Annotated in this window: 10 protein-coding genes; all 10 read right to left on the bottom strand. The window is 70.9% G+C overall.

Annotation, left to right across the window (positions count from 1 at the left end):
• A complete protein-coding gene (locus ACOQPP_RS18725; RefSeq protein WP_420637149.1) occupies positions 1-732 on the bottom strand; it encodes a YebC/PmpR family DNA-binding transcriptional regulator in 732 nt (243 codons plus the stop codon).
• 13 nt (positions 733-745) lie between these two features.
• Positions 746-2,836 (bottom strand): elongation factor G, encoded by a 2,091-nt coding sequence (fusA, locus tag ACOQPP_RS18720; RefSeq protein ID WP_419167267.1) that lies wholly within the window; start codon positions 2,834-2,836, stop codon positions 746-748.
• Positions 2,837-2,972: 136 nt separating this feature from the next.
• Entirely contained in the window at positions 2,973-3,872 is a 900-nt protein-coding gene (locus ACOQPP_RS18715) for a rhomboid family intramembrane serine protease (protein WP_419167268.1), read from the bottom strand.
• Between the two features lie 35 nt (positions 3,873-3,907).
• Positions 3,908-5,065, bottom strand: a complete 1,158-nt coding sequence (gene ddlA / locus ACOQPP_RS18710) for a D-alanine--D-alanine ligase (protein ID WP_419167269.1) — start codon at positions 5,063-5,065, stop codon at positions 3,908-3,910.
• A 10-nt stretch (positions 5,066-5,075) separates the two neighbouring features.
• A complete protein-coding gene (locus ACOQPP_RS18705) occupies positions 5,076-5,492 on the bottom strand; it encodes an energy transducer TonB (RefSeq protein ID WP_419167270.1) in 417 nt (138 codons plus the stop codon).
• Positions 5,485-8,169 (bottom strand): DNA mismatch repair protein MutS, encoded by a 2,685-nt coding sequence (gene mutS, locus ACOQPP_RS18700; RefSeq protein WP_419167271.1) that lies wholly within the window; start codon positions 8,167-8,169, stop codon positions 5,485-5,487. The genes ACOQPP_RS18705 and mutS overlap by 8 nt, the downstream gene beginning before the upstream one ends.
• The gene (locus tag ACOQPP_RS18695; RefSeq protein WP_419167272.1) at positions 8,166-8,966 is read right to left on the bottom strand and encodes an SPOR domain-containing protein; all 801 of its coding nucleotides are present in this window, start codon (positions 8,964-8,966) and stop codon (positions 8,166-8,168) included. Before ACOQPP_RS18695 ends, mutS begins: the two co-directional genes overlap by 4 nt.
• Positions 8,963-9,973, bottom strand: coding sequence for a DNA polymerase III subunit delta (holA, locus tag ACOQPP_RS18690; RefSeq protein WP_419167273.1), 1,011 nt, complete (start codon positions 9,971-9,973; stop codon positions 8,963-8,965). Before holA ends, ACOQPP_RS18695 begins: the two co-directional genes overlap by 4 nt.
• Positions 9,974-10,010: 37 nt before the next feature.
• Positions 10,011-10,583 carry a zf-HC2 domain-containing protein gene (locus ACOQPP_RS18685; RefSeq protein ID WP_419167274.1) on the bottom strand — a complete coding sequence of 191 codons (573 nt, stop codon included), beginning with the start codon at positions 10,581-10,583 and terminating at the stop codon, positions 10,011-10,013.
• 137 nt (positions 10,584-10,720) lie between these two features.
• Positions 10,721-11,377, bottom strand: coding sequence for a sigma-70 family RNA polymerase sigma factor (locus tag ACOQPP_RS18680; protein ID WP_419167275.1), 657 nt, complete (start codon positions 11,375-11,377; stop codon positions 10,721-10,723).
• Between the last annotated feature and the right edge of the window lie 6 nt (positions 11,378-11,383).

The raw sequence follows: 11,383 nt of genomic DNA, 5'->3' as shown, positions 1-11,383 counted from the left end.
TCAGTCCCCCACCTCCAGATCGACGTTCGTGTTGACCTGCAGCACATCGTCGTGATCGTCGAGCGCCGTCAGGATGTCGAGCACCCTCGCCGCCTCGCGTCCCTCGACCCTCACCGTGTTCTTCGCGACCATGGCGAGATCCGCCTCCGCGACCGGGATCCCGGCCGCGCGCATCGAGGCGAGCACCTCGTGGAAGTCGCCCGCCCCCGTCGTCACGACGTACATCCCGTCGTCCGCCTCGAAGTCCTCGGCCCCGGCCTCGAGCGCCGCATCGAGCGCCGCCTCCTCGTCGCTGCGGTCGGCCGGCACGAGGATCTGGCCCTTGCGTTCGAACATCCAGGCGACGGAGCCGCTCTGCCCCAGATTCCCGCCCCGCTTGTCGAGCAGGTGCCGGAGTTCGGCCAGCGTCCGCCGCGGATTGTCCGTGAGACACTCCAGATACAGCGCCGCGCCGCCGGGCGCGTAGCCCTCGTGCGTGACCTCTTCGTACGAGGCCCCGGGGAGGTCGCCCGTCCCGCGCCTGAGCGCGCGTTCGATGTTGTCGGCCGGCATGCGCTGGCCCTTGGCGTTGTCGATCGCGGTCCGGAGACGGGGGTTGAAGTCCGGGTCCCCTCCCCCTTCGCGCGCCGCCACGGCGATCTCGCGCCCGAGCTTGGAGAAGAGCTTCCCCTTCGCCTTGTCGGTCACCGCCTTCTGGCGCTTGATCTTCGACCACTTCGAATGGCCCGCCACGGGCTACCGCCTGCTACTCATCGTCGTTTCGCCGGGACTCCGCGATCACCCTCTCCTGAACATGCGGCGGAACCTGCTCGTACGCAGCCAGGCTGCGGGTGTGCGTCGCCTTCCCGTGCGTCAGCGAGCGCAGCGCGGCGGAGTACTTGTAGAGTTCGGCCTGGGGGACGTGAGCCTTCACGACCTGCCGCCGCCCCTTCGAGTCCATGCCGAGCACCCGGCCGCGCCGCTGGTTGAGGTCTCCCATCACCTCGCCCATGTACTCCTCGGGCGTCTCGACCTCCACCTCCATGATCGGCTCGAGGATCACCGGGTTCGCCTCCCGCGCCACCTTCCGGAACGCGATCGAGCCCGCGATCTGGAAGGCGATGTCGGAGCTGTCGACGGAGTGGTGCGAGCCGTAGTAGCACTCGGCCTGGAAGTCCACCAGGGGGTAGCCCGCGAGGACGCCCTTGCTTGACGCTCCCTCGATCCCCTTTCCCACGGCCGGGACGAACTTCGTCGGGATCACGCCGCCCTTGATCGAGTCCACGAACGCGTATCCCCCTCCGCGCGGCAGCGGGCTGAGGCGGACATGGCAGTCGCCGAACTGGCCCCGCCCGCCGGACTGCTTCTTGTGGCGGCCCTGGCCCTCGGCGGTCCTCGTGATCGTCTCGCGGTAGGCGATCCGCGGCTCGTGGGTGTCCACGTTGACCCCGTATTTCCGGGTCATCTTCTCGAGCGAGATGTTGAGGTGGATCTCCCCGAGTCCTCGGATGATCGTCTGCCCGCGCTCGGGGTCGTAGCCCGCGGCGAAGGTCGGGTCCTCCTCGTGCAGCTTCGACAGCCCGCTCCCGATCTTGTCCTCGTCGGCGCGCGTGCGGGCGGTCACCGCGAGGGAGAGGTCGGGGGCCGGCCAGCGGATCCCCTCGAGAGTGACGGGCGAGGCGCCGTCGCACAGGGTGTCGCCGGTGTGCGTGTCCTTGAGCTTCGTCACGACGCCGATGTCGCCGGGGTTCAGGGACTCGACGTCGACGCGCCGGACGCCGTGCGGGATCGCGAGGTGCGCGAGGCGTTCGGTCGAGCCGCGGCCGGGGTTGAGGAGCATGAGGCCGTTCGTGATGCGGCCGCTGTACACGCGGAAGTAGCTCAGGTCGCCGACGTGCGGTTCGGACGTCGTCTTGAAGATCAGGGCCACGGCGGGCCCCCCGGCTTCCGACTCCAGCACGACCTCGCCGCTTCCGTTGGACGCGGTCTGGGGGGTCGCGCGGTCGGGCGAGGGCAGGAGTTCCACGATGCGGTCGAGGAGGGCCGGCACCCCGGCGCTCGTCTGGCACGAACCGCAGAACACGGGGACGACATCACCGGCGCGGATCGCCTCCGAGAGGACCTCCACGACGCGGCGGGGATCGAGTTCCTCTCCCTCGAAGTAGGCCTCGAGCAGGTCATCGTCCGCCGACACGATCGCCTCGATGAGCGTCTCGCGGAGTTCCTCCACCTCCGCCGCCACCTCGGCGGGGGGATCGACCTCGTCCGCGGCGCCCCTGTCGCCCCCCTTGAACATGTGCGCCTTCATCGTGAGCAGGTCGACGATGCCGTCGAAGTCGGCGCCCGCCCCGATCGGGACCTGGACGGGCATCGCGTTCGGCGCGAGTTCGGCCCGGATCTGGTCGACGGTGCTCCGGAAGTTCGCGTTGTCCCGATCCATCATCGAGACGAAGACGGCCCGCGGCAGGCTCGCGGCTTCGGCGGCGGCCCACGTCTTCTCCGTCCCCACCTCGACCCCCGAGATCGCGTCGACGACGCAGAGCCCGGCGTCTCCCACCCGGATCCCCGCCAGGACTTCGCCGAGGAAGTCGAGGTAGCCGGGCGTGTCGATGAGGTTGATCCGGGTCTCGTCCCAGACGGCGTGGGCCACGGCGAGGTTGATCGAGATCCGGTGGCCGGTCTCCTCGGGGGTGAAGTCGGTGAGCGCGTTCCCCTTCTGCACGTCGCCCTTCCGGTTCGTATTTCCGGCGACGTAGCACATCGAATCCACGAGCGTCGTCTTGCCGGCGCCTCCGTGACCGAAGAGAACGACGTTGCGGATGTTGGGCGTTTCATATGCCGAGGCGGCAGACGCCATGGACACCTCCCGGGATGGAGACTGGATCGCGGGGCGCAGGCCGACGTCGAACGCGGCTCGCGCGGGGCGGATATTGTAGAAACCGGCGGCGGAAAACTCCAGCCGCGCGGGGACGCGCCGGGCGTCGCCGGGGCGTTCAGTGCGTGCGGGACTTCGTCGGGGTGTCCTGCGTGTCCCTGTACTGCCGGCTCACCTCGTCGAGGAACGCCCGTTCACGGGGGGTCAGCGAGTCCATTCCGGTCGCGCGGATCTTGTCGAGGATGCGGTCGACCTCGTCCAGGGCGTCGCCGTTCTGCCGGCGCCGCCGGCGGGGGGTGGGGGGCGGCGCCTCGCCGGTGGAGGCCGCACGGCGCCTGCGCCGCGGCCGGGGCGCGGGCTTCTCCTTGTCCGTGTAGAGCGCCTTCTCCGCGAACCGGCGGAGACGCTCGCCGTAGCGCAGGTACACGAACCCGCTCACGAGGCCGCCGAGGTGCGCCCAGTGAGCCACGCCGTCGGCGGAGCCCTGCGCGGTCGAGAGGAGGGTGAAGGCGCCCAGCGCCATCACGAACCACTTCGCCCGCACCGGGAAGACGAACCAGAGGAGGATCTTCGCGTCGGGCCAGTTGAGGGCGAAGGCCAGCAGGAGGCCGAAGACGGCGCCGGAGGCCCCGATCATCATCGTCGGCCCGAGGACGGAGTAGAGGAGGACGGAGGAGGCGGCGCCCCCGAGTCCCGTGACGAGGTAGTACTTGAGGAAGAAGCGGCTGCCCCATTTCTGCTCGAGCGGCGGCCCGAAGAAGAAGAGCGCGAGCATGTTCATGAACACGTGCATGAAGCTGCCGTGCAGGAACATGTAGGTGACGGCGGTCCAGGGGCGCGTGAGGAAGCCGGGGACGGCGAAGCCCAGCCACTCGAGCGCCGGGGCCGGGATGATCCGCAGGCTCATGAGGAGGAAGATCGCGAAGTTCGCGATCATGAGCCGCAGGACCCAGCGGCTCATCGGGAAGCCGTGGCCGAAGCGGACCCCGCCGCTACCGTACGCCTGCTGCCGCATCATGCGCTTGCGTCACTCCGTTCCGTCATTCCGTTCCGTCATTTCGTGTCGTCCGTCGTGAGGTCGATCGCCGACGCGAGGCGGCGCTCCCGCTCCCCCCGCTCGATCGCGAGCCGGATGAGGCGGTCGATGAGTTCCGGGTACGAGACGCCGCTCGCCGCCCACAGCTTCGGATACATGCTGATCCGGGTGAAGCCGGGGATGGTGTTGATCTCGTTCACGATGAGTTCGCCCGCCGGCACCTCGCCGCAATCTTCGGTCGTGAGGAAGAGGTCGACGCGGGACATCCCCTCGCAGCACAGCGCGCGGAAGGCGCGGATCGCGAGATCCTGCGCGCGCGAGGTGGTGTCCGGGTCGAGGTCCGCGGGGATCAGCAGGTCGGCGCCGGCCTCGTCCAGGTACTTCGCCTCGTAGGAGTAGAAATCGTGCCGCGGGGCGATCTCCCCGGGGATCGAGGCCTCGGGGGTCCGGTTGCCCAGCACCGAGATCTCGATCTCTCGTCCGCGGATCGTGCGCTCGAGGAGGATCCTGGTGTCGAAGGAGAAGGCCTCGTCCAGCGCCCGCTCATAATCGCGCTCCGTGTCCGCCCGGGAAACGCCCACGGAGGAGCCCATGTTCGCCGGCTTCACGAACACGGGGGCGCCGAGCGCCTCCACGACCGCGGTCCAGGCCGGGACTTCCTCGCGATCGGACACCGTGAGGAAGGGGGCGACCGGGATCCCGGCGTCGCGGAGGAGCCGCTTCGCGACGTCCTTGTCCATGCAGACCGCCGAGCCGAGGACGCCGGGGCCCACGAAGGGGAGGTGCGCGAGGCGAAGCAGGCCCTGGACGGCGCCGTCCTCGCCCATGGGGCCGTGGAGGACGGGAAATACGACATCGAGCGGCGGGAGCGGGTCGCCGGGCGCCAGCGGCACGATGTCCGCGTCCCGGCCGCAGGCGATGGCGAGGGGCGTCGCGCCGGCGGGGAGGCGGATGCGCCGCGGGTCCGACGCGTCCCGCAGGAAGCCGGACCCATCGGCCAGGCGCCAGCGGCCGTGGCGGTCGATGCCGATGAGCACGACGTCGTAGCGGTCGCGGTCGATCGCCTCGATGACGTTCTGCGCCGACTGCAGCGACACCTCGTGCTCCGGTGACTCGCCACCGAACAGGACGCCGACGCGCAGGCGCCGCGCGGCGGTCTCGGGGGTTTCGGCCATCCCGGCCCTTTCAGCCATCCGGGAGCGGCAGCGGGTAGAGGACGGGGAGCACGCCCCAGATGGCGATGGCGGTGTCGCCGTGCCGGGCGGGACGAAAGCGGAGCCGCCGGGCACTCGCCAGCGCCGCGGAGTCGAGCACGGCGTCGCCGGCGGAGTTCATGACCTCCACGGAATCGACCCGCCCCAGCCCGGAGATGTAGATGCGGAGGAGCGCTTCGCCCCCCACACCCCGCTCCCAGGCGTCGGGCGGATAGACGAACGGAGCGGACGGGGGCAGGAGAACGGGCGTGACGAAACTGCCGTCGCCGAGCCGGTCGGGGCGGAGCCCGCCGAGGCTGGGGCGGACGTTTTCGGCGCAGGCGGCCGTTGCGAGCCAGGCGAGCGCCGCGAGCCCGGATGTCGCCACCGCCGGGCCGGGTCTACGCATCGCCGAACGCCTTCCATTCCGCGAGCGTGTTCAGCGCCTCGATCGGGGTGAGCCGGTCGAGGTCGAGCCGGGCCAGCCGCTCCAGCAGCTCGCGGGCGGCATCGAGGTCGGTCGCATCCTCATCGCCGGGCGAGCCGGGCGCCGGCGGCGCCTGCCCCGCGGGGAACCCGGCCGCCTCGAACAGGGAGAGCTGGCCCATCCCGCCTTCGGCGAGCGCGGCCCCTCGCCCGCCGGCGCCCCACGGCCCGCTCTCCAGCACGCGCAGGATGCGCGCGGCGCGCCCCACCACGTCGGGGGGGAGTCCGGCGAGGCGCGCCACGTGCACGCCGTAGGAGCGGTCCGAGCCCCCGGGCTCGAGACGGTACAGGAAGACGATGTCGCGGCCCTTCTCCCGCACCGAGACGTTGAAGGCCGCCGCGCGCGGGAGCGATTCGGCGAGGCCCACGAGTTCGTGGTAGTGCGTCGCGAACACGGTGCGCGCGCCGATTTCGTGCAGCCGTTCCGTCACGGCCCACGCGATCGACACGCCGTCGTACGTCGACGTGCCGCGCCCGATCTCGTCCAGGAGGACCAGCGATCGCTCGCTGGCCCCGTGCAGGATGGTCGCGGTCTCGGTCATCTCCACCATGAACGTGCTCAGCCCCGCCGCGAGGTTGTCGCTCGCGCCCACGCGCGTGAATACGCGATCGCATACCCCGATGCGGGCCCGGCGAGCCGGCACGAAGGAGCCGATGTGCGCCATGAGCGCGATGAGTCCTGCCTGGCGAAGCACGGTCGACTTACCGGCCATGTTGGGGCCGGTGACGATCATCGTCCGGCACTCGTCGTCGAGGCGCATGTCGTTCGGGATGAAGGTGTCCCGCGCCACCGTCGTCTCGACGACCGGGTGCCGCCCCTCCTCGACGTCGAACACGACCTCTTCCGTGAGCGCGGGGCGCACGTAGTCCTCGGCCTCGGCCACCTCGGCCAGGCACGCGAGCACGTCGATCTCGGCGACCCGGGCCGCGGCGGTCTGCACCCGTCCCACCTCGGCGCCGACCTCCTCCCGCACCGACTGGAAGAGCCGCGCCTCCAGCCGCTGGATCTCGTCGTCCGCGCCGAGGACCCTCCCCTCCCATTCCTTGAGTTCGGGCGTCAGGTAGCGCTCGGCGTTGGTGAGCGTCTGGCGACGGGTCCACTCCTCGGGAACGCGGCCGAGTTTCGACTTCGTGACCTCGAGGTAATACCCGAAGACCTTGTTGAACCCGATCTTGAGCGTGTCGATGCCGGTGCGGTCGCGCTCGCGCAGCTGCATGCCGGCGATGAAGTCGACCGCGTTCCCGCGCACGCCGCGCAGTTCGTCGAGTTCGGGCGAGAAGCCGCGGCGGATGACGCCCCCGTCCTTGAGCGCGTGGGGCGTGTCGGGGTCGATGGCCTCGCGGACCCGCCCCGCCACGTCGGCGAGCGGGTCGAACGCCGAGCGCAGATCGGCGAGCCGCCCTGCCTCGAGGCCGTCGAGGGCCGCCGCCAGCCCGGGCAGCGCGTCGAGCGAGAGGCCGAGGCCGAGGAGCTCGCGGGGCCCCGCGCGGCCGGTCGCGATGCGCGCCGCCAGGCGCTCCAGATCGCGGATGGGGCGGAGTGCGCGCCGGACCCGGCGGCGGACCTCGGGCCGTTCGACGAACTCCTGCACCGCATCGAGGCGGACCCGGATCTCGTCGGCGGCGACGAGGGGACGCAGGAGCCGGCGGCGCAGAAGCCGCGCGCCCATCGGCGTGCGCGTGCGGTCGAGCCGCTCGAGGAGCGACGCCCCCTCGCCGGGGCGGAGCGGCTCGACGAGTTCGAGGTTCCGGCGCGTCATATCGTCCAGATACATGACCCGCCCGGCCCGGTCGACGCGTGGGGGGCGCAGGTGGTCCAGTCCGCTCGGCCGCACTTCCTCGAGATAGGCGAGCAGCGCCCCGCTCGCCGCGAGGAGGAGCGCGTCGCGCGCCGCGTCGAGGCCGAACCCGACGGAGGACGCCACGCCGAACCACGCGGCGAGACGTTCCTCGCCCTGCTCGGCGTCGAAGCGCCACTCCGGTCGCGTCGTCAGGTGCCAGGCGCCGGGCGGGGGCGCGCTCTCCTCGGGGACGACGATCTCGGCCGGCTCGAGGCGGCCCAGTTCGTCCCGCAGGTCGGCCTCGCCGGCGACCGCGCGCAGCTCGAACTCCCCGGTCGAGAGGTCGACGATCGCGAGTCCGAACGGGGCCCGGCCGGCGATCACGACGACGTAGTTGTTACGCTTCGCCGTGAGCAACCGGTCCTCGAGGACGGTGCCGGGAGTGATGATCTCGACGACATCGCGCCGGACGATGCCCTGCGCCTCGGCGGGGTCCTCGAGCTGCTCGCAGATGGCCACGCGGCGGCCCGCCTCGATGAGGCGCGAGACGTACTCGTCCAAGGCCTTGACCGGCACGCCGGCGAGGGGGACGTCCCGCTTGCCGCCGTTGTTGCGCGAGGTGAGGGTCAGTCCGAGGAGACCGCTCCCCTCCTCCGCGTCCTCGAAGAACATCTCGTAGAAGTCCCCGACCCGGAAGAAGAGGAGGGAATCCGGGTGGCGAGACTTGATCTCGAGATACTGCCGGATCAGCGGCGTGGACCCGGCGGTGTCGGCCGGGGTGCGAGCCGGGGTGCGGGCCGGGGTGCGGGCCGGGGTCATGGTTCCGCGGCGATGACGGCGACCGAGAAGCCGGCCAGGCGCAGGCGCCGCTCGAGACCGCGGGCCGCCTCGGGCGTCGCGAAACGGCCCACGCGGACTCGGTGGAGCCCGCTCTCCTCGACGACGTGCGCCGGGAAGCCGCCCGCCTCCAGCTGCGACCGCATCTCGGCCGCCGCTTCCGGGGTCGAGAAGGCCGCCACCTGGACCGTGAAGCGGGCCGCGCCGGAGGCGCAGCCGGCCGCCGCCGCGGCCGCGAGGCGGACGGAGGCCGCGTCTCCGCCGTCCTGCGCCGCCCGGATCGCCCGCGTCCAGCCCTCACAGGCGCGATCGAGCAGGCCGCGGTCCTCGAACGTCCGCCCCGTCCAGTACCACGACGCCGTCGCCGCGGCGCTTCGCGGGTAGTCGGCGCGCAGCCGCTCGAAGGCCGCGGCAGCGCGGGCCGGATCGCCCGCCGCCAGCTCAAGCTGCCCCAGCCGGAGCCAGATCCGGGCGCCATGGGACGAGATCCCGTCCAGGGCGAGCGCGAGCAGTTCGGCGCGGGCGGAGTCGGCGTCGCTCATGAGCCGCACCCTCAGATATCTCGCGCGTCCGAGGGCTTCGCGGGACGGGTTCGGCGTCGTGGACAGCCAGCGTTCGATCGCCCCCGCGACGCCCTCCGTCGCGCCCGACTCGATCCGTGCCTCGAGACGGGCCAGCGCCTCGATCTCGGCGGACTGGGCGGCGGACTGGGCAGCCAGCCCCCAGGCGGGGCACGCGGCGAAGAGCGCAAGCGGCCACACCCGGCTCCCGCGGCTCACGCGGACGCGCTTCGCATCTGCCCGAGCGAGAGCAGGAGGTCGGCGAGGACCGGCGGGTCGCCGCGGCCCGACTTCAGTTGCCGGTCGGCGCGGTGCAGCGCCCGGAGCGCTCGATCCAGTTCGTCTACGGTCCATGCCCTCGCCTGTCTCGCGTAGGTGCCCGCCTTCCAGGAAAGGTAGCCGCGCCCGGTCTCCGAGAGGACGGCCCGCAGGCCCGCGGTCCCCGTGTCGAGGGCCAGACCGAGAAGCAGGTGGTGTTCGACCAGCCCGGCGACGAGTCCGACACCCCGCTCGGATGTGAGCACGTCCTCCAGCTCGCGCAAGGCGCGGCCGTAGTTGCGCGAAGCCACGAGGTCGAGCCAGCTCCAGCGATCGATCCGATGAGTTCGGGGGATGAGCGCGGAGATCTCGGCCTCCGTGCGCCGGTCGGCGGGCAGCTGCGAGAGCTTCTCGAGTTCGGCGTCGAGCGTCGAGAGGTCCGACCTCACCGCCCCGGCGATGAGCTGGGCCATGGCCGGGGACAGATCGAACCCCCAGCGGCCGCGCGCGCGGTCGCGGATCCAGCCCGGGATCTCGGCGGCCCGGGGCGTGCTCCACTCCAGCGTGCGACAGCTCTTCTTCAGATCGCGGTAGAACGCCGCGCGCGAGCCCTTCGGGATCGTCGCCGTGACGATGAGCGCGATATCGGGGGGGAGCTTCGCCGCGGCCCGCTTCAGGACGTCCCGCGCCCTGGTCGCCAGACGCTCCACGTTGCGCACGAAGACGACCCGGCGTTCCGCCATCATCGGCGGCATGGCGAGGGTCGACGCGAGTTGTTCGCCGGTCACGTCCTCGCCGTGGAACTGGTCGTAGTTGAAGTCGCGCGTGGCGGGGTCGAGGGCGGCGTCGACGAGCTGCCGGGCGGCTTCGTCACGCAGGCGAATCGCGTCGCCGTGCAGGAACCAGCCGCCGGCCGGGCCCTCGCGGTCGAGGACGCGAGCGAGTCGCGGATCGTGTCGCGCGCTCACGGGGCGTGAGCGTCGGAAGAGGAGAAAGGAGTCGGGGTCAGCGAGACTCGTCGAGTTGGCCGGAACGCCGTTCGACCGGCAGGGGCGTCGAATCGCCCGCCATGATCGTCATGCCGTACGAGGAACTGAACAGGCCGCCCGCATCATCGAGGGCGGGAGCGAAGGGGACCAGGAAGCGGTCCGGAACGTAGGGGCCATCGTCGAACAGACTCCGCTGGCTCTCGGCGACCGCGGGAGCGGGAGGCTCCACGGTCACGGGAGGCAGTCCCAAATCGATCCGCACGGGCTGCGTCCGGTTCGACACCCCCAGCGAGAAGAGGGCGGCCGACGCCACGACGATCGCCGCCGCCCGGCCGGCGTGCGCCCGGAAGGGGAGCTTCCCGGTATCGTCGACATGGAAGAGGCGGTGCTGCAGCCGCGGCCGGAAGTCCGGCGAAGTCTCCACGGGCGGCAACGCACGCCACATGGCGAGTCCGCGCTCGAGCACGCTGTCGTAGCCTCGACACGAAGCGCAATCGTCCATGTGCGCGTCGAACCGCGCGATCTCCCCGGTCGGCAACACCCCGTCCCGGTACTCGGTGTGCCCCTCGATAAACTCTTTGCAAACCATCGTAAAACCACCGTTCAAAACGTCCACAGCCGGAGTACTACTCCGGTCCACACTCGAAGGTTCCCGTCCGCCCGGCATACCGAGCGAGTCGGTCCTCTTCGATTCCGTCGCGTATTCGATTCAGTCGATGTATTCGGTCAGTCGAGCATCGGGGCGACGATCGCGGCGAACTTGTTGCGCGCCCGGTTGAGGCGCGACTTGACCGTCCCCAGCGTAACCCCGGTGATCTCTGAAATCTCGTCGTAGGTCTTCCCCTCGAGTTCCCGCAGCACGAACACGACCCGGTGATGCTCGGGCAGTTCCGTGACCGCGTTCTCAACCTGCTCGCGGACGCGCCGCTTCCGGAACAGATCGTCCGGCCGGTAGGTGTTGTCCTCGAATTCGAGCGGCCGGTGGTCGGCTTCCCAGTTCCTCTTTATCGAATGGAAGAGGACGAGCGGGTTGCGCGCCCGGTTTCGCAGTTCGTTCTTCGCCAGGTTGCTGGCGATCGTATAGATCCAGGTCGAGAATTTTCTCGTCGGGTCGAACCGGTGCAGGTGCCGGTAGACGCGCACGAAGGTCTCCTGAACGAGATCCTCCGCGCGGTCGCGGTCACCGATCGTCCGGTAGATGAAGTTCAGCAGGCGGTCCTGATAGCGGTCGGCGATCTCGGTGAACGCGAAGCGCTGGCCGTTGAGGTAATGCGTCACGAGCTCCGCATCCTCGAGGGCTCGGAGTTCATGGCGCGCGAGGGGCTCCGTGGCGGGGCCCACCCCGTAGCGCCGTCCCGACTCCAGCATCAGCTCCGTGTCCATGCCGCT

The organism is Candidatus Palauibacter sp., from assembly GCF_965222475.1.
In the GTDB taxonomy this organism is placed as follows: Bacteria; Gemmatimonadota; Gemmatimonadetes; order Palauibacterales; family Palauibacteraceae; genus Palauibacter.
The sequence above is the reverse complement of the archived record's forward strand: the minus strand, read 5'-3'. Positions and strand labels throughout refer to the sequence as shown.